Raw genomic sequence first — 18,444 nt, 5'->3', positions numbered from 1 at the left:
CGCCCTGCCCGACAGCGAGCAGCGCCACATCCGCGACGCACTGGGCAACGCGGGCGCAGAGCTGACCTCGGTGCTGCGCCACTGCTCGCGGCTGCTCTCGGACCACGCGCGCCAGATGGGCATGGTCCTGGCGCCGGGGGGCAACGACGTGCGCTGGAAGAGCATCGACTTCGTGCTCGTGCGCCAGCGCACGGCCCTGGCCGTGCTGGTGCTCGAGGGCGGCATGGTCCAGAACCGGCTGGTGGAGGTCGACGACGCCATCTCACGCGACGACCTCACGGCCTACGGCAACTACCTGAACCACCACTACGCGGGGCAGACCCTGTCCCAGGCCCGGGCGCGCATCCTGGCCGAGCTGGGCAGCGCCCGCAGGCGCCTGCGGCTCTACACCCGCGCCCTGGCGCTGGCCCGCGACGCCTTCGCCGCCGAGGGCGAGCGCGACCTGTTCTGCGACGGCGCCCTGCATCTGCTCGGGCAGCCCGAATTTTCCGACGTGCAGGCCATGCGCGAGCTCCTGCACATGCTCGACGACAAGAAACGCCTGCTGGAACTGCTGGAGCGCACAATGGAGGCCGCAGGGCCACGCATCGGCGTGGCCGCCGCCGAGCCCGGCGCCGGGGACTACGGCCTCGTGTCCGCGCCCTACGGCGGGCCGGGCGCCCCGCGCGGCGTCATCGGCGTCATCGGCCCCCTGCGCATGGACTATGCCAAGGTCGTGCCCGTCGTGGACTTCACCGCGCGCATGCTCACCGAACTGCTCGAAACCCGATACTGAACCGAAGGATTCCCGCGAATGACCAAGGACAGCAGACAGGATCGCGCCCCGGGCGTGGACGACGCCCCCGGCGGGGCCGCCGAGGCGGCGCACGCCGCCGCGACAGAGGAGACGACAACGCCCGTGGAACTGGAACTCACCGACGACGAACTCCAGGCCCTGTGCCGCGAACGGCTCTGCCCGGCCTGCCCCGTGGGCGCGCAGGCCGAGGACGACCGCCTGCGCGCCCTGGCCGAGCTGGACAACACCCGCAAACGCCTGGAACGGGAAAAGGAGGAGTACCGCAAGTACGCCTCCGAGAAGGTCCTGGCCGACCTGCTGCCCGCCCTGGACAACCTGGACCTCGCCCTGGAACACGCCCCCCGGGACGCCGCGGCCAAGGGCTTCGTCCAGGGCGTGGACATGACCCGCAAGGCCCTGCTCGACGCCCTGGCGGGCAACGGGCTCGCCCCCGTGGGCGAGGCCGGGGCCGAGTTCACCCCCGAGCTGCACGAGGCCGTGGGTCAGGACCAGCGCGACGACCTGCCCCCGGGCGCGGTCACCCGCGTGCTCCAGCGCGGCTACCTGCTGAACGGCCGCCTGCTGCGCCCGGCCAAGGTCATGGTCAACGCCGGACGATAGGCCGCGCGCCCGCCCCGCCCCCTTTTGCGGCCGGGCGCCCCGCGGGGCGCCCGGCCTTTTCCGCGTCCGCGCCCCGGCCGCCGGCCAGCACCAGGACGTGAAAAATGCTGCACACCCCCCTTTACAACCCCGGCCACGGACTTACATCCAAGCCAGCACACAGCGGCGCGGCCCACAGCCGCGCTTTCGATTGACCAAACGATATTTTTCGCATTCAGGAGGAGCACGCATGGGCAAGATCATCGGCATCGACCTCGGGACCACCAACTCCTGCGTCTACGTCATGGAGGGCAAGGACCCCAAGTGCATCACCAACCCCGAGGGCGGCCGCACCACGCCGTCCATCGTGGCCTTCACGGACAAGGAGCGCCTGGTCGGCGACCTGGCCAAGCGCCAGGCCGTGACCAACCCGGAGAAGACCGTCTTCGCCATCAAGCGGCTCATGGGCCGCAGCTTCGACGAGCCCGAAATCGCCAAATGGCAGGGCTCGTGCCCCTACAGGCTGGTGAAGCACTCCAACGGCGACACCTACGTCGAAATCGCGGGCAAGGCCTACAGCCCGGCGGAAATCTCGGCCATGATCCTGCAAAAGCTCAAGGCCGACGCCGAGGCATACCTGGGCGAGAAGGTCACCGAGGCGGTGATCACCGTCCCGGCCTACTTCAACGACTCCCAGCGCCAGGCCACCAAGGACGCCGGACGCATCGCCGGCCTGGACGTGAAGCGCATCATCAACGAGCCCACGGCGGCCTCGCTGGCCTACGGCTTCGACAAGAAGGCCAACGAGAAGATCGCCGTGTTCGACCTGGGCGGCGGCACCTTCGACATCTCCATCCTCGAGGTGGGCGACAACGTCGTCGAGGTGCGCGCCACCAACGGCGACACCTTCCTGGGCGGCGAGGACTTCGACCACCGCGTCATCGACTACCTCGTCGGCGAGTTCAAGCGCGAGAACGGCATCGACCTGTCCGCCGACCGCATGGCCCTGCAGCGCCTCAAGGAGGCCGCCGAAAAGGCCAAGAAGGAACTGTCCACCGCGCAGGAGACCGAGGTCAACCTGCCCTTCATCACCGCCGACCAGACCGGCCCCAAGCACATGCTGGTCAAGATTTCGCGCGGCAAGCTGGAAAAGCTGGTGGAGGACCTGGTGGAGCGCACCGTGGCGCCCTGCCGCAAGGCCCTGGCCGACGCCGGGCTCTCCGCCGCGGACATCGACGAGGTCGTCCTTGTGGGCGGCATGACGCGCATGCCCCTGGTGCAGCAGAAGGTGGCCCAACTCTTCGGCAAGGAGCCCAACCGCTCGGTGAACCCCGACGAGGTGGTGGCCATGGGCGCCTCCATCCAGGGCGGCATCCTGGCGGGCGACGTGAAAGACGTGCTGCTCCTCGACGTGACCCCGCTCTCCCTGGGCATCGAGACCCTGGGCGGCGTGTTCACCAGGCTCATCGAGCGCAACACGACCATCCCCACGCGCAAGAGCCAGGTGTTCACCACCGCGGCGGACAACCAGCCCAGCGTGTCCATCCACGTCCTGCAGGGCGAGCGCCCCATGGCCTCGGACAACATGACCCTGGGCCGCTTCGAGCTGACGGGCATCCCCCCGGCGCCGCGCGGCGTGCCGCAGGTCGAGGTCAGCTTCGACATCGACGCCAACGGCATCGTCAACGTCTCGGCCAAGGACATGGGCACCGGCAAGGAGCAGTCCATCCGCATCACTGCCTCCTCGGGGCTGTCCGACGCCGACATCCAGCGGCTGGTCAAGGAAGCCGAGGCCCACGCCGACGAGGACAAGAAGAAGCAGAAGCTCATCGAGGTCCGCAACCAGGCCGACACGCTGATCTACACCACCGAGAAGTCCATCCGCGACCTGGGCGACAAGCTCGACGCCGCGACCAAGGCGGACATCGAGGCCAAGGTGGAGGCCCTCAAGGGCGTCATGGACAGCGGCGACGCCGACACCATCGAGAAGGCCACCGGCGAGCTGGCCCAGGCCTCGCACAAGCTGGCCGAGAAGCTCTACCAGCAGCAGGCCCAGCCCGGCGCCGAGCAGGCCGCCGGCCCCGAGCAGCAGGCCGGGCGCAAGAAGGACGACGACGACGTGGTGGACGCGGACTACAAGGAGGTCTGAGCCCCCGGCGCGCCCGGCGGGCTTGCCTTTGACCCGGAACATGGATAGCTTGGCCTGTCCGCCGCCACGGCGGGCAGGCCATTTTCCGTTTTCCGCATCCTCAACCGGGCGGCCTGGCCGCCCGACGCCCATGAAGCCATGACACCCGACACCCCCCGGGCCTCGCGCCCCCTGCCCCGCGCCGCCCTGTGCGGCCTGCTGCTGGCCCTGGCCCTGCTGGCGGGCTGCGTGGCCAAGCCGCCCCTGGCCCGCACCCCCGACGCCCAGTCCGGCGTCCCGGTCCGCGACGTGGAGGCCCGCGCCGCACAGGCCTTCGAGGCTGGCGACCACGCCACCAGCCAGACCCTCTACTCCCGCCTGCTGGAGCGCGGCGGCCTGGCCCCTGAGAGCGAGGCCCTGGCCTGGCAGCGCCTGGCCGACAGCGCCCTGGCCCAGGGCCAGCCGGACACCGCGCTCCAGGCCCTGCGCAGCCTCGTGCGCCTGCACCCCCGGGCCGCCGACGGCTGGGACTACAACCGCGCCCTCATCGAGGCCCTGGTGCGCTCCGGCCAGCCGGAGCAGGCCCGGGCACATCTGCACGGGCTCCTGCACGACGCCGCCCGCCCGTGGGACCTGCGCCTGCGCGCCGGGCTCTCCGTGGCCCGCGACCTGTGGGCCGAGCGGCGCTACGAAGACGCCATGCGCGTGCTGGAGCGGCTATACGCCGACTCCCCCGAGCCCTCGCCCGTGCCGCGCGGGCAGTTCGAGGCCGGGCTGCTGGCCGAGCTCCAGGGGCTGGACGACGCCACCCTGGCCGACCTGGTGCGCCTGACGCCCGTGCAGTCGCAATGGAACTTCCCCTACACCATCATCCGCCTGGAGCAGGCCCGGCGCCTGGGCCTCCAGGAAAAGAACTGGCCCACCGCCTGGCACATCCTCTCGGGCATCTCGCGCAAGGGCGAGGTGGCCGACAAGACCCTGGTGGGCGGGGTGCTGACCCCGCTGCGCTCGCGCTTCGGCATGCCTTCGGGCGGCGTGGCCCTGGCCCTGCCCCTGTCGGGGCCCTTCGCCGAGATCGGCTGGAAGGTGCTGCGCGGCGCGGGCGCGGCCCAGTGGGACCTGCTGGCCCACGGCGGGCAGATGAACGTGCAGGTCATCAACACCGACGCCCCGGGCTGGCTGGACGAGGTCGCCGCCCTGCCGGACGACTGCGCCCTCATGGGCGGGCCGTTGCAGCTCGACCGCCTGCACGAGCTGCGCGGGCGCGCCCTGCTGGGCCGCCGCCCGGTGTTCGCCTTCCTGCCGCGCCTGGAGGGCGCCCAGGAAGGCCGGGACGCCTGGCGCCTCTTCAGCAGCGTGGAGGACCAGGTCCGGGCCCTGGCCAACCTGTCCGCCGGGACGCTGGGCATCCGCAGGCACGCGGTGCTGGCGCCCGACGAGGCCTTCGGCCAGCGCTACGTCCAGGCATTCGCCCAGGAGGCCGCCGCCCGGCAGGCCGAGATCACGGCCACGGGCACCTACCCCGGCGCAGACCCCACGCGCTGGGGCGCGGCCGTGGCCGCCCTGCTCGGCGTGGACCCCCGCGCGCACAAGGATGGCCGCCTGCCGCCCGACCCGGGCTTCCGGGCCGTGTTCCTGCCCGACGGCTGGGCCCAGGCCCGGGTGCTGGCCCCGCAGTTCTTCTTCTATGACGAGGACCGGCTGCTGCTGCTCGGCCCGGCCCTGTGGGCCCAGGGCCTGGAGCAGGACCCCGGCGTGGAGCTGAACTATTTCCGGCTGGCCGTGTTTCCCGGCGCGTGGTGGGCCGACAACCCGGCCCCCGGCGCACAGGCCCTGCGCGAGGCCATGCGCGCCGACGGCCTGGGCGCGCCCGACCTGTGGGTCGCCCTGGGCCACGACTTCATCCAGCTGGCCCAGGTCGTGGCGCCCCTGCCCGCCTCCTGGACGCCGCGCATGGTCAACGACGCCCTGGCCGGGGCCGCCGAGGTGCCCTGGAGCATGGCGCCCATGCGCTGGGACGAGGCCGGGCTGGCCAGCCAGGAGCTGTTTCTCTTCCAGCCCGCCCCGGGCGGCGCCGCCCCCGTGGACCCCGCGCAGCTCGCCGCGCGCCTGGAGCGCGTGCGCGTGCGCCACGACGAGCGCGCCAGCTCCCTGCGCCGAAAAAACGAGATCGAGGCCCTGCGCCGGATGCAGAAGGCCGACCCCGAGAACCAGCAAGTGAATCAGCGCCTGCACGACCTGCTCCAGGAGCGGGACGCGCAGTGATCCGGCCCCGGCCGGGCCGCCCCAAGGAGACACCCATGAAAGTCAGCCCCCAAGAGGTCGCGCGCATCGCCGCCCTGGCCCGCCTGGGCATCGACCAGGACCGGCTGGACACCTTCGCCGCGCAGTTCAACGGCATCCTCGACTACATGGACCTGCTGGCCCAGGTGGACACCGAGGGCGTGGAGCCGCTCTACTCCCCCGTGGACGGCCCCACCCGCCTGCGCGAGGACAAGGCCGAGAGCCGCCACTCCCGCGAGGAGCTGCTGGCCTCGGCCCCGGAAACCGACGGCGCCCACTTCGTCGTCCCCAAGATCGTCTAGCCGAGGAAACCATGTCCGACCTGCACACCATGACCCTGGCCGGGCTGCGCGAGGCCCTGGCCGCCGGAAAGATCGGCGCCGGGGAGGCCACCGCCGCCACCCTGGAGCGCATCGCCGCCGTGGAGCCCAAGGTCCGCGCCTTTGTCACCGTGGCTGGCGAGCGGGCCCTGGCCGAGGCCCGCGCCCTGGACGCCCGGGGCCCCGATCCCGCGCGGCCCCTGTGGGGCGTGCCCGTCGCGGTGAAGGACGTCATCGCCGTCAAGGGCATGCCCACCACCTGCGGCTCGCGCATCCTGGAGCATTTCGAGCCCTGCTACGACGCCTTCGTGGTCCGCAGGCTGCGCGAGGCCGGGGCGGTCATCGTCGGCAAGACCAACATGGACGAATTCGCCATGGGTTCGAGCACCGAGAAATCCGCCTTCGGCCCCACGGCCAACCCCTGGGACACCACGCGCGTGCCCGGCGGGTCCAGCGGCGGCTCGGCGGCGGCCGTGGCCGCCGGCCAGTGTTTCGGCGCCCTGGGCACGGACACCGGCGGCTCCATCCGCCAGCCCGCCTCGTTCTGCGGCTGCGTGGGCCTCAAGCCCACCTATGGCCGGGTGTCGCGCTGGGGCTGCGTGGCCTACGGGTCGAGCCTGGACCAGATCGGCCCCATGGCCCGCACCGTGCAGGACACGGCCCTGCTCTTCCAGGCCATCGCCGGGTTCGACCCCCAGGACTCCACCTGCGTGGACGCCGCGCTGCCCGACACCCCGGCGGCCCTGGCCGCGTGCGAAGACCTGGCCGGGCTGCGCATCGGCGTGCCCCGCGAATACTGGGGCCAGGGCCTGGCCCCCGAGGTGGAGGCCGCCTGCCGCGCCGCCCTGGACGCCGCCGCCGCCCGGGGCGCGACCCTGGTGCCCGTGGAGTTGCCGCACACGCCCTACGCCGTGGCGGCCTACTATATCATCGCCATGGCCGAGGCCAGCTCGAACCTCGCGCGCTTCGACGGCGTGCGCTACGGCCTGCGCGACAAGGACGCCCGCGAGCTGCTGGACATGTACGTCCGCTCGCGCAGCCGGGGCTTCGGCGAGGAGGTCCAGCGGCGGATCATGATCGGCACCTACGTCCTCTCGGCGGGCTACTACGACGCCTACTACCGCAAGGCCGCCCAGGTCCGCCGCCTGATCCGCCAGGACTTCGCCGAGGCCCTGAAGCGCTGCGACGTGCTGTGCGGCCCCGTGTCGCCGGTGACGGCGTGGCCCCTGGGCGCCATGGACGCCGACCCCGTGCAGATGTACCTCATGGACATCTTCACCATCAGCCTGAACCTCGCGGGGCTGCCGGGCCTGAGCCTGCCCGTGGGCCTGGGCGCGGACAGCGGCCTGCCCGTGGGCCTGCAACTGCTGGGCCCGGCCTTCGGCGAGGCCCGGCTCCTGGCCGTGGCGGGAGTGCTGGAGCGCGCCCTGGGCCCCCTGCCCGCCCCGGCGGGCCTCTAGGCGCCGGAGGGCGCGGCCCATGACCATCGCGGTGGCCGTCAGCGGCGGCACGGACAGCACCTTCGCCCTGGCCCTGCTGCGCGAGGCCGGGGAGCGGGTGCTGGCCGTGCACGGCCATTTCCTGCCGCCGGACCCCGCGCGCCGCGAGGCCGCGCGCGCCCTGGCCGCCACCTGCCGCGCCCTGGGCGTGCCCCTGCACGAGGTGGACCTGACAGACGCCTTCCGGCGGCTGGTGGTGGACCCCTTCGCGCGCGACCACGCGGCGGGCCTGACCCCCAATCCCTGCGCCCGCTGCAACCCGGCCATGAAGTTCGGCCTGCTCCTGGACGCCGCGCGCCGGCACGGCGCCGAGGCCCTGGCCACAGGACACTACGCGCGCCTGGAAGGCCGGGGCGCGGCCATGCGCCTGCTGCGCGGGGCCGACCCAGGCAAGGACCAGAGCTACTTCCTGGCCCTGGTGCCCCGGGAACGCCTGGCCCTGGCCGTGCTGCCCCTGGGCTCCTGGACCAAGGAGCGCGTGCGCGCCGGGCTGGCCGCGCGCGGGCTGGCCCCGGCCCAGGGCGCGGAGAGCCAGGACATCTGCTTCATCCCCGGCGACGACCACTGCGCCTTTTTGCCCGGGGCCGCCGCGCGGGCCGGGGTCGGGCTGCCCGGCCCGGGGCCCATCAGGCTGCCCGACGGCACCCGCGTCGGACGCCACCAGGGCCTGTGGCGCTACACCCTGGGCCAGCGGCGCGGCATCGGCGTGGCCCACAGCGAGCCGCTCTACGTCGTGGCCAAGGACATGGCCGCCAACACCCTGGTCGTGGGGCCGCGCCCGCTGCTGGAGGCCCGGGGCTGCGCCACGCGCGGAGCCAACCTCCTCGTGCCGCCCCAGGAGTGGCCTGCGGCCCTGGCGGCCCAGACGCGCTACCGCCAGCGGGCCAAGCCCGTGCGCGTGGAGCACGGCGCGCAGGGCCTGACCCTGACCTTCCTGGCCCCCCAGTCCCTGCCCGCCCCGGGCCAGGTGGCCGTGGTCTACGGGCCGGACGACGCCGTGCTGGCGGGCGGGGTCATCGCCTGACCATGCCCGCCCGGCGCTTCCACTGCCTGACCCTGGGCTGCCGCATCAACCAGTACGAAACCCAGGCCCTGCGCGAGGCGTGGGCCGCCCACGGCCTGGCCGAAACCGACGATCCGGCCCGGGCCGGGGTGATCCTGGTCAACTCCTGCGCGGTGACGGCCAAGGCCGTGGCCGGGCTGCGCGCGGCCCTGCGCAGGCTCGCGCGTCAAAACCCCGGGGCCCGGCTGGTGCTCACGGGCTGCGCGGCCAGGGACCACGGGCCGGAGCTGGCCCGGAGCTTCCCGGGGCTCGTGGCGGTGCCCCAGGCGCGCAAGGCCGAGCTCCTGGCCGGGCCGCCCCCCGCCGGGGCGCTCCCGGCCGGGCCCGGGGCGCCCCCAGGCCCGGCGCCCCGGAGCTTCCCGCCCTTTGCCGTGCGCGGGGCGGCCCGGGCGCGGGCGGTGGTCATGGTCCAGGACGGCTGCTCCCAGCGCTGCGCCTACTGCATCGTGCCGCTCACGCGCGGCGGCCCGGTGAGCCGCGAGCCCGGAGCCGTGGCCGCCGAGGTCCAGGCCCTGTTTGCCGCGGGCTGGCGCGAGGCCGTGCTTTCGGGGATCAACCTGCGCCAGTACGGCCTGGGTCAGGGCCGCGATTTCTGGGATCTGCTGGCGGAGGTGGACGCCGCCCTGGCCCCGCGCTGGGCCGGACGCGCGCGGCTGCGCCTGAGCTCCCTGGACCCGTCGCAGCTGGGGCCCAAGGCCCTGGACACCCTGGGTGCCGCGCGGCTGGTCTGCCCGCATCTGCACCTGTCGCTGCAAAGCCTGGCCCCGGCCGTGCTGCGGCGCATGGGCCGGGGCCACTACGGCCCCGAGGGCGTGGCCCGGGCCGTGGCCGACCTTGGCGCCGTCTGGCCTCTTTTCGGGCTGGGAGCGGACATCCTGACCGGATTTCCGGGCGAAACGGACGAGGAGTTCCGCCAGACGCTTGCTGCCTGCGCCATGCTCCCCCTTTCCTATGCGCACGTTTTCCCGTATTCTCCCAGGCCAGGAACGGAGGCGGCGGGCATGCCCGGGCAGGTGCCCGGTCCGGAGAAGACCGCGCGGGCAACGGCCCTGCGCGCCGTGGCCCAGGCCGCAGGCCGGGCTTTCGCCCGCCGCGCGGCGGCCCTGCCCGAGGTGTCCGTGATCCTGGAATACGGCGACCCCGAGCGCGGCGTGAGCGAGCATTTCACGCCCTGCCGCCTGACGCGCCCGGCCCCCGGGGCAGCCCCGCGCGACCTGGTGCGCGCCCGGCCCGCGGGTGCCCGTGGCGCCGGGCTGGCCGTGACCCCGGCCCCCGACAGCACAACACAATCCGCCCGCCCCGACGGCGGCGAACCACAGGACGACCCATGTTGAAAAGCATGACCGGATTTGGCCGCTTCATCCTCCAGGACAAGGACTGGGCCCAGGACTGGGAGATCAGGAGCGTCAACGGACGCCACCTGGACATCAAATGGCGCCTGCCCGCCAACGTGCGCTCCCTGGAAACGCGCCTGGAGCGCGTGGTGCGCGAGGTGGCCTCGCGCGGGCGGGTCAACGTCTCCCTGAACCTGCAAATCTCGCGGGCCGAGCTTCTGGGCGTGCAGCTCAACATGCCCCTGGCCGAGGCCATGCTCGCGCAGGTGGACCGGCTGGCCGCGCGCATGGAATACTCCTTCAAGCCCGACTTCTCGCGCCTGCTGGGCCTGGGCTTCCTGTGGGACGACACCAGCGGCGAACCGGCCCGCGAGCTGGCCGAGGGCCTGGAGCGCGGCCTGCGCGCGGCCCTGGACGATTGGGACCAATCGCGCCTGGCCGAGGGCGGCGCCCTGCGCAAGGACCTGGCCCACCGCCTGATCCGCCTGGGCGAGTGGCTGGACCAGTTGCGCGAGCGGACCCCGCAGGTCAAGCAGGAGCGCTTCGACGCGGTGGAGGCGCGCATCCAGCAGATGCTCGACCGCTACCGCATCGACCTGGACCAGGACCGCCTGCTCCAGGAGATCGCCGTGCTCTCGGACAAGCTCGACGTGTCCGAGGAACTGACCCGCCTGGCCGCGCACCTGGAGACCCTGGGCGCGGTGCTGGAGGACGGCGCCGACGCGGGCAAGCGCCTGGACTTCGTGCTCCAGGAGTGCTTCCGCGAGATCAACACCTGCGGCAACAAGGCCCAGGACACCGCCGTCAGCCGCATCGTGGTCGACTTCAAGGCCGAACTGGAAAAGTGCCGCGAGCAGGTGCAAAATATCGAATAGCGCGCCCCGCGCGCCAAGCCGCAAGGAACGGACATGAAAAGCTCAGGGCTGCTGAACATCGGTTTCGGAAACTTCGTGGTTTCCAACCGCGTCATCGCCATCGTCAACCCCTCGTCCTCGCCCATGCGCCGCCTGCGCGAGGACGCGCGCCAGGCCGGGCGGCTCATCGACGCCACCCAGGGCCGCAAGACGCGCTCCATCATCGTCTCGGACTCCAACCATGTGGTGCTCTCGGCCATCCAGGCCGAGACCATCGGCCAGCGCTTCAGCCAGGAGGACGACGATGAATAGCCGTCTGGGTCTGCTGCTCGTGATCTGCGCACCCTCGGGCACGGGCAAAAGCACCCTGACCGCCCGGCTGCGCGCCGAGTTTCCGCGCCTGGGCTATTCCGTCTCCTGCACCACCCGCGCCCCGCGCCCCGGCGAAACCGACGGGCGCGACTACCATTTCCTGGACCACGCCGAGTTCCAGCGCCGCCGCGAGGCCGGCTTCTTCGCCGAGTGGGCCGAAGTCCACGGCAACCGCTACGGCACCCCGCGCCAGGCCCTGGCGGACATGCTCGCCGCCGGGCGCGACGTGCTCTTCGACATCGACGTGCAGGGCGCGGCGCAGCTGCGCGCCAGCATGGGCGGCTGCCACGTCTTCCTCATGCCGCCGTCCCTGGAGGCCCTGCGCGCCCGCCTGCTGGGCCGCGCCAGCGACGACGAGGCCGTCATCCGCAAGCGCCTGGACAACGCCCCCGGCGAGCTGGCCTGCGCCCCGGACTTCGACTACTGGATCGTCAACGACGACCTGGACGCGGCCTATGACCGGCTGCGCGCCGTGTATCTGGCCGAGAGCCTGCGCCCGGCCCTGAATCCCGGGCTGCTGGAAGCGGTCCTGAACGGCCCCCGGAGCTGAGGTCCGCCATGCCCGAACTCGTCGTCGCCCTCGACCTGCCCGACGCGCCCGCCGCCCTGGACATGGCCGCCCGCCTGACCGGCGCCGTGACCTGGGTCAAGGTGGGCCTGGAACTCTACACCGCCCAGGGCCCCTCGATCCTTGCGGCCCTCAAGGGCATGGGCTTCAACGTCTTTTTGGACCTCAAGTTCCTGGACATCCCCAACACCGTGCGCGGGGCGGTGCGCAGCGCCGTGGGCGCCGGGGCGGACATGCTCAACGTCCACGCCAGCGGCGGGGCGCGCATGATGCAGGCCGCGCGCCAGGGGCTCGACGAGGCCGCCGCCCCCGGGACCGCGCCGCTGCTGCTGGCCGTGACGGTCCTGACCAGCATGGACGAACGCGACCTGCCCCTGGCCCCGGGGCGCACCGTGGCCGACCTGGTCCTCGACCTGGCCCGGGCCACGCGCGACGCCGGGCTGCACGGCGTGGTCTGCTCGGGCCACGAAGCCGGGGCGGTGAAGGCCGCTTGCGGCCCGGGGTTCATCTGCCTGACCCCCGGCATCCGCCCCGCCGGGGCCGATGACGACCAGCGCCGCGTGGTCACCCCGGCCAGGGCCGTGACCGCCGGGGCAGACTTCCTGGTGGCCGGGCGCCCCGTGACCCGCGCGGCCGACCCGCGCGGCGCCGCCCTTTCTCTTCTTGAACAAATGCGTCAAATCGGCGTAAAGTGAGCCCATGACGGACGAGACAACAAAGCAGGACGCCACCCCCCCCGTGGGCGCCCCGGTGGGCGGCCCCGGCCCCCGCAGGCCCGACGCGCCCGCCCCCGAGCACAAGGAGAAGATCTCCGGCGTGTTTTCCACGCAGCTCGTGCAGCGCGTGGGCACCGGCACGACCACGCGCAAGGCGGTCAAGAAATCCTTCTGGTTCGTCAAGCAGATGGACGACGGCTCCGTCGAAATCCAGCCCCTGAACATGAACTATGTGCCCTCCGGCCCCAAACGCCGCGTGCCCACCGAGGACTTCCTGGAAAAGTTCTCCCCCGAGCCCGAGTTCTACATCTCCACCGTCTACCCCAAGATGAAGGAGCTGTCGGACACCGTGACCAAGGGCGAAAAGCACCGCGAGAAGGGCGAAACCTTCAGCGCCGAGCTGGAATTCAACACCGCCCTGTCCATCGACGAGGAGAACATCCGGGCCAACTTCGGCCTGGGGCTGACCTACCTCGACCGCGGCGACGACACCCGGGCCAACGATATTTTCGAGCGCCTGGTGAAGCTCGACGCGGCCTTCGAGCCCGAGCACAAGCACCTGTTCAACGAGTTCGGCATCAACCTGCGCAAGAACAAGATGTACGAACAGTCCGTGGAATACTACGAACGGGCAATGGAACTCTCGGAACAGGACGAGCACCTGCACTACAACGTGGCCCGGGCATACTACGAGAAGGAACTCTTCGCCCAGGCGTTCAAGAGCCTGGCCAGGGCCCTGGAGCTGAACCCCGGCTTCGCCGAAGCCGCGCAGTTCCGCAAGTTCCTGCTGGACAAGAACCTCGTGGACGCCCAAGGCAACCAGGTCAGCGGCGCCACCATGCCCCAGCCCGCGCCGCGCAAGAAGGCCAAGAAGAGCCCGACGACCAACTACGACATGAACATCTAGCCCGGGCCCCGTCGCGGACGCCGCCCGGGAACGCCGCCGGCCCCGTCGGTGCAGCGCGCCCTCGCGCGCCGCCTCCGCGTCGCTTCCGCCCGCCCCCGCGCCATGAAACAGAACTGGACTCCCCGCCCCGCACCCCCCGAACCCGCCGAGCTCCCCGCCTGGGCCGAGCGCCTGGAGGTCAGCCCCCTTGTGGCGCGGCTGCTCTGGCGCCGCGGGCTGGATTCCCTGGAAGCAATGGACCAGTACCTGAGCCCCGGCCTGCGCCACCTGAGCCCGCCCGAAACCCTGCCCGGGCTGGCCGAGGCCGCCGAGGTGCTGGCCCGGGGGCTTCTGGACGGCCGCACCCTGTGCGTCTGGGGCGACTACGACGTGGACGGCGTGACCGCCACGGCCCTGGTCATGGATTTCCTGGCCCGGCGGGGCTTCTCCGTCCGCCATTTCCTGCCCCACCGCGTGGAGGACGGCTACGGCCTGAGCCGCGAAGGCATCGAGGCCCTGGCCGCCCAGGGTGTGGACCTGCTGCTGACCGTGGACTGCGGCGTCACCAGCCACGCCGAGATCGCCCGCGCCCGGGAGCTGGGCATGACCGTGGTGGTCACCGACCACCACCTGCCCGGCCCGCAGGGCCCGCCCCAGGCCCACGGGCTGGTCAACCCGCGCCTGGGCCCCTGCCCCTGCCCTGACCTGGCCGGGGTGGGCGTGGCCTTCCTGCTCATGGCCGCCGTGGGCCGCCTGCTGCCCGGCGAGCCCGTGGACGTGCGCCCGCTGCTGGACCTGGTCGCCCTGGGCACGGTGGCCGACGTGGTGCGCCTGCAGGGGCAAAACCGCATCCTGGTCAAGAACGGGTTGCTGCTCATCGCCGAGGCCCGCCGCCCGGGCATCGCGGCCCTCAAGGAGGCCAGCGGCTACGCCCCGGGTGTGGCCCTGGGCGCCGGGCAGGTGGGTTTCGCCCTGGCCCCGCGCATCAACGCCGCCGGGCGCATGGACCACGCCCAGGCCGCCCTGGACCTGCTCCTGGCGCCGGACTACGAGACGGCCCGGCCCCTGGCCGCCCGCCTGGACACCCTGAACAGCAAGCGCCGGGGCCAGGAGGACGCCATCCTCACCGAGGCCCTGGCCCAGGCTGAACAGTTCCGGGACCGCCTGGGGCTGGTGCTCTGCGCGCCGCACTGGCACCCCGGCATCGTGGGCATCGTGGCCTCGCGGCTGGTGGAGCGCCACTACAAGCCGACCCTCATCCTGTGCGCGGAGGACGGCAGGCTCAAGGGGTCGGGGCGCAGCACCCGCGAATTCGACCTGCACCGGGGCCTTGGCGATTGCGCCGACCTGCTGGAGCGCTTCGGCGGACACAAGCAGGCCGCCGGGCTGGCCCTGGCGCCCGAGAACCTGGACGCCCTGCGCCAGCGCTTCCATGAGGCCGTGGCCGCCCAGTGCGGCCCCGAGCCCCTGACGCCGACCCTGCTGGTGGACGCCGAACTGCCCTTCGCCGACATCGACTTCGACCTGCTCAAGGAGCTGGAGATGCTCCAACCCTTCGGCCCGGCCAATGCGGAGCCCGTGTTCTCCTCGCCGCCGGTGAAGGTCCGCGACCTGCGCGTCTTCGGCAAGGACCATGTGAAGCTCTCGCTCATGGATCAGGCCAGCGGCACCATCCTCCAGGCCAAAGCCTGGCGCCAGGCCGCGCACATGCCCCAGAGCCTGCGCGGCCAGGCCATCCGCGTGGCCTTCAGCCCCAAGATCGACCGCTACCAGGGCACCGCCAGCATCGAGCTGCTGCTCAAGGACTGGCAGACGGCGTAGCCGCCGGGCCGCCCCCCGGCGGCGCGGGCCCGGGCGACCAAACGCGGACAGGGCGGCCTTGGCCGCCCTGTCCGCGTCTGGCCCCCCCCCGCGCAGGGCGCTTGCCCGCCGGGGTCCCGGCTGCGTGTGTCACTTCCCGCGCAGGTCCAGCCCGTGCTCGTCCTTCAGGCGCCGGAAAACGCGGGGCAGCACGCGCCCGGCCATGTCCGTACCGATCCGGGCCCCCAGCTCCTGGCTGTCGCGCATGACCTGGGGGATGAGCCCCACGGCCTTGCGCATCACCGGTCGCCGGTAGAGCTCGATCATCTCGCGGACCTCCTCGGCGCTCAGATAGCGGCCCCAGACCTGGCCGACACCCAAGGCCACCGCCTGGGCGAAGGCGCCCTCTTCGCGCTGGAACTCCTCCTGGACCGTGGTGAACACATAGTCCGGCAGATCGGGGTGCCGCTTGCGCAGGGTCGCCACCATCTGGCGCTGCATGAGGGCGAACACCTCGGAGGCCATCCGGGTGCCGCCCGAGAGCTCCGCCAGGAGGGCCAGATCCTGCTGGCTGGCGGCGGCGGCCCGGGCCGCGCGCGGCCCGGGGGCCAGGCCCAGGAAGGCCAGAACGGCAAACAGCACCGCCCCCGCCAGAACAGGCCGGACCGGGCAAAGGGCATGCGCAAGGCGGCGGATCATGATACGGTCCCTCCGGAAACTGCCGACAACCGCCCGCAGGAGAACCGACGGACGCTGCGCGGGGCGGCCCCGCCTAGGCGAAGCGCGCGGCGTTGTACGAACTGCGCACCCTCGGGGCGGCGTAGACGTTGGGGATGCCCAGCTCCGCCCCCAGGGCGGCGAAGGCGTCGAACTCCGCCGGGGGCACCCAGCGCACAACCTCGGGGTGCGCCGCGCTGGGGCGCATGTACTGGCCGATGGTCACGATATCCACCCCGGTGGCGGCCAGGCGCTCCAGCAGGCGGCGCACCTGGGCCCCGGTCTCGCCCAGGCCGACCATGAGCCCACTCTTGGAGGTTATGCCCGCGGCCTTCACACGAGCCAGCAGCTCCAGGCTGCGCTCGAACTCCGCCTGGGGCCGGATGGCGGCGTACAGTTCGGGCACGGTCTCCACGTTGTGGTTGATGATCTGCGGCGCGGCGACCACAACGGTGCCCAGGGCGCCCGCGTCGCCGCGCAGGTCGGGGATGAGAACCTCCACCGTGCAGTGCGGCAGCCGGGCGCGCACGGCGGCGATGGTCGCCGCGAAATGCGCGGCCCCGCCGTCGGGCAGGTCGTCGCGGGTCACGGAGGTGACCACCACATGGCGCAGCCCCAGGCGCGCGGCGGCCTCGGCCACGCGGGCGGGCTCGCCGGGGTCCAGGGGCTCCACGCGCCCGGCGCCGATGTTGCAAAAGGCGCACGAACGCGTGCAATGGCGGCCCATGATCAGAAACGTGGCCACATTGCGCGAGAAACACTCGTAGATGTTGGGGCATTTGGCGCCCTGGCAGACGGTGTTCAGCCCCAGGTCGCGCAACAGGCCGCCGGTGCGGGCGAAGGCCGGGTCGCTGGGCAGCTTGACCCTAAGCCACTCGGGTATGCGGCTCGAACACCGCGCGGAACTCCTGGGCGAGGACATCCTTCATCTCCTGCATGTCTGGAAAATGGGGGGCGGCGCCGCGATCCCCGGGGGCGGAACCCCGGGCATCCAGCTCGCCGTGTACGGACGCGGGCCGCGCGTCGGCCAGCCCGCACAGGGTTATCAGGTCGAAGAGCCCCGTGTCGCGGGCCACGTTGAGGGCCAGGCCGTGGTAGGTCACCCAGCGCTTCACGGCGATGCCCATGGAGCATATCTTGCCCGAGGCCGTCCAGACCCCGGGGCGGCCCTGGGCGCGCCCGGCCGCGACGCCCACCCGCGCCAGGGCGCGGATGACGACCTCCTCCATGTCGTGGAAAAAGCTGCGCACGCCACCGGGCCGCCGGTCCAGCCGGAACACGGGATAGGCCACGAGCTGCCCGGGGAAATGGCAGGTGATGTTGCCCCCGCGCGTGACCGGGACGAGCTCGATGCCCCGGGAGGCCAGGAAATCCGGGCTCGCGTGCAGGTTCTCCAGCCCTCCGCCCTTGCCCAGGGTGATGACCGGCGGGTGCTCCAGCAGGAACAGGGTGTCCGGCGCCTGCCCGGCCAGCACCCGGGCATGGCGTTCGAGCTGGCGGTCCTGGGCCTGCCGGTAGGGCACAAGGCCCAGATCCATGATCTCCATCAACGGCTCCGCGGCTAGGGAACAAAAGAAAAACGCATTCGGCCCACGAACTCCTGCCCGAAAGCCGGGTCGCCCGTCAAGTCCACCACCCGCACCCGCGCGGGCAAGGCCTCGGCCCAGGCCCGGGCCCGGGGGTCGGCCAGCAGCAGGCGCGCGCCCGCCAGGGAGGTGTTGCCCACGGCGCGCACCCGCGCCCCCAGCCCCGGGGGGATGAAGCCCAGGGTTTCCAGGTCGTCCACGGCCACATGGGCGCCCAGGGCCCCGGCCAGGCACAGGGCCCCCAGGGCGCCGGGGCGCAGGCCCGCCCCGGCCAGCAGCCGCGACAGGGCGAGGTTGAAGGCCGCCTTGACCTTGAGCACCTCCTCCACGTCCGCCCCGGACAGGGCCATGCCGTCGAACAGCGCAAACACGCGCTCGCCGCCGCGCACCTCGATGCGCTCGGCCAGGCGCGCCCCCAGGGGCGTGGTCCCGGGGCGGAACTGGCCCTGGGCGTTGACCAGCCCCAGGCGCACCAGATGGGCCAGGAGCGACAGGTAGGCCGTGCCCGTGAGGCCCGCCGCACGCGAGGGCGCGGCGCCGTCCAGGGTGCGGGCCCCCAGGCCCGCCGGGCTCAGGCCGAAGCGCGTGACCGCACCCGGCCCGGCCACGTTGCCGTGGGCCAGACCGATGCCCTCCAGGGCCGGCCCCAGGGGCACGCTGGCCGCCAGCAGCCCGCCGTCCGCCAGGGCCAGCAGGAATTCGCCGTTGGTGCCCATGTCGGCCAGCAGGAAGGGCGCGGCGGGCGCGGGCCCGGCGGCCCCAAGGGCCAGGGCCGCCAGCCCGGCGGACAGGTCGCCGCCCACAAAGGGCGCGAGCTGTGGCGGCACATAGGCGGCGGGCAGCCCGGGGCTCAGGGGCTCCTCGCGCCCGCCCGCGTAGTCCAGGCGGTACGGCGCAACGGCCAGTCCGTCCACCTCCAGGCCCAGGAGCAGGTTGGTCATGG

At 72.7% G+C, this 18,444-nt stretch carries 18 protein-coding genes; 14 read left to right on the top strand and 4 right to left on the bottom strand.

Features of this window, described 5'->3' with window-relative positions; translation table 11 throughout:
• From M0P34_RS04960 to recJ, 14 genes are all read left to right on the top strand, one after another.
• Positions 1 to 775, top strand: a 775-nt coding sequence (locus tag M0P34_RS04960; protein WP_291496991.1) for an HrcA family transcriptional regulator, incomplete at its 5' end; no start/stop codon positions are given.
• An 18-nt stretch (positions 776 to 793) separates the two neighbouring features.
• Positions 794 to 1,396, top strand: coding sequence for a nucleotide exchange factor GrpE (locus M0P34_RS04955; protein ID WP_291496989.1), 603 nt, complete (start codon positions 794 to 796; stop codon positions 1,394 to 1,396).
• 229 nt (positions 1,397 to 1,625) lie between these two features.
• Positions 1,626 to 3,524, top strand: coding sequence for a molecular chaperone DnaK (dnaK, locus tag M0P34_RS04950; RefSeq protein WP_291496987.1), 1,899 nt, complete (start codon positions 1,626 to 1,628; stop codon positions 3,522 to 3,524).
• A gap of 138 nt (positions 3,525 to 3,662) precedes the next feature.
• Positions 3,663 to 5,768, top strand: a complete 2,106-nt coding sequence (locus tag M0P34_RS04945) for a penicillin-binding protein activator (RefSeq protein ID WP_291496985.1) — start codon at positions 3,663 to 3,665, stop codon at positions 5,766 to 5,768.
• A gap of 35 nt (positions 5,769 to 5,803) precedes the next feature.
• On the top strand, positions 5,804 to 6,088 hold the full coding sequence (gatC, locus tag M0P34_RS04940; RefSeq protein WP_291496983.1) for an Asp-tRNA(Asn)/Glu-tRNA(Gln) amidotransferase subunit GatC: 285 nt from the start codon (positions 5,804 to 5,806) through the stop codon (positions 6,086 to 6,088).
• An 11-nt stretch (positions 6,089 to 6,099) separates the two neighbouring features.
• Positions 6,100 to 7,566 (top strand): Asp-tRNA(Asn)/Glu-tRNA(Gln) amidotransferase subunit GatA, encoded by a 1,467-nt coding sequence (gatA, locus tag M0P34_RS04935; protein WP_291496981.1) that lies wholly within the window; start codon positions 6,100 to 6,102, stop codon positions 7,564 to 7,566.
• A gap of 19 nt (positions 7,567 to 7,585) precedes the next feature.
• Complete coding sequence (mnmA, locus tag M0P34_RS04930; protein WP_291496979.1) at positions 7,586 to 8,629, top strand: tRNA 2-thiouridine(34) synthase MnmA; 1,044 nt, start codon at positions 7,586 to 7,588, stop codon at positions 8,627 to 8,629.
• 2 nt (positions 8,630 to 8,631) lie between these two features.
• On the top strand, positions 8,632 to 10,002 hold the full coding sequence (locus M0P34_RS04925) for a MiaB/RimO family radical SAM methylthiotransferase (RefSeq protein ID WP_291496977.1): 1,371 nt from the start codon (positions 8,632 to 8,634) through the stop codon (positions 10,000 to 10,002).
• Positions 9,996 to 10,877, top strand: coding sequence for a YicC/YloC family endoribonuclease (locus M0P34_RS04920; protein ID WP_291496975.1), 882 nt, complete (start codon positions 9,996 to 9,998; stop codon positions 10,875 to 10,877). Before M0P34_RS04925 ends, M0P34_RS04920 begins: the two co-directional genes overlap by 7 nt.
• A gap of 33 nt (positions 10,878 to 10,910) precedes the next feature.
• On the top strand, positions 10,911 to 11,168 hold the full coding sequence (locus tag M0P34_RS04915; protein WP_291496973.1) for a DUF370 domain-containing protein: 258 nt from the start codon (positions 10,911 to 10,913) through the stop codon (positions 11,166 to 11,168).
• Positions 11,161 to 11,778 (top strand): guanylate kinase, encoded by a 618-nt coding sequence (gmk, locus tag M0P34_RS04910; protein WP_291496971.1) that lies wholly within the window; start codon positions 11,161 to 11,163, stop codon positions 11,776 to 11,778. The genes M0P34_RS04915 and gmk overlap by 8 nt, the downstream gene beginning before the upstream one ends.
• A gap of 8 nt (positions 11,779 to 11,786) precedes the next feature.
• Positions 11,787 to 12,491 carry an orotidine-5'-phosphate decarboxylase gene (gene pyrF / locus M0P34_RS04905; RefSeq protein WP_291496969.1) on the top strand — a complete coding sequence of 235 codons (705 nt, stop codon included), beginning with the start codon at positions 11,787 to 11,789 and terminating at the stop codon, positions 12,489 to 12,491.
• 4 nt (positions 12,492 to 12,495) lie between these two features.
• Positions 12,496 to 13,419 (top strand): tetratricopeptide repeat protein, encoded by a 924-nt coding sequence (locus M0P34_RS04900; RefSeq protein WP_291496967.1) that lies wholly within the window; start codon positions 12,496 to 12,498, stop codon positions 13,417 to 13,419.
• Positions 13,420 to 13,521: 102 nt separating this feature from the next.
• A complete protein-coding gene (recJ, locus tag M0P34_RS04895) occupies positions 13,522 to 15,219 on the top strand; it encodes a single-stranded-DNA-specific exonuclease RecJ (RefSeq protein WP_291496964.1) in 1,698 nt (565 codons plus the stop codon).
• Positions 15,220 to 15,348: 129 nt separating this feature from the next.
• Here recJ and M0P34_RS04890 read toward each other — a convergent pair whose 3' ends face one another.
• The 4 genes from M0P34_RS04890 to M0P34_RS04875 all read right to left on the bottom strand — a co-directional run.
• Entirely contained in the window at positions 15,349 to 15,840 is a 492-nt protein-coding gene (locus M0P34_RS04890) for a DUF2059 domain-containing protein (protein ID WP_291496962.1), read from the bottom strand.
• Positions 15,841 to 15,970: 130 nt separating this feature from the next.
• The gene (gene lipA, locus M0P34_RS04885; RefSeq protein WP_291496960.1) at positions 15,971 to 16,837 is read right to left on the bottom strand and encodes a lipoyl synthase; all 867 of its coding nucleotides are present in this window, start codon (positions 16,835 to 16,837) and stop codon (positions 15,971 to 15,973) included.
• Entirely contained in the window at positions 16,782 to 17,462 is a 681-nt protein-coding gene (gene lipB, locus M0P34_RS04880) for a lipoyl(octanoyl) transferase LipB (protein WP_291496959.1), read from the bottom strand. Before lipB ends, lipA begins: the two co-directional genes overlap by 56 nt.
• A gap of 14 nt (positions 17,463 to 17,476) precedes the next feature.
• The coding region (locus tag M0P34_RS04875; protein WP_291496957.1) for an ASKHA domain-containing protein at positions 17,477 to 18,444 on the bottom strand (968 nt) is incomplete at its 5' end.

The sequence above is a fragment of the Desulfocurvus sp. genome (genome assembly GCF_023230885.1).
Classification (GTDB): Bacteria; Desulfobacterota; Desulfovibrionia; order Desulfovibrionales; family Desulfovibrionaceae; genus Desulfocurvus.
This window is presented reverse-complemented; position numbering and strand designations above follow the sequence as displayed.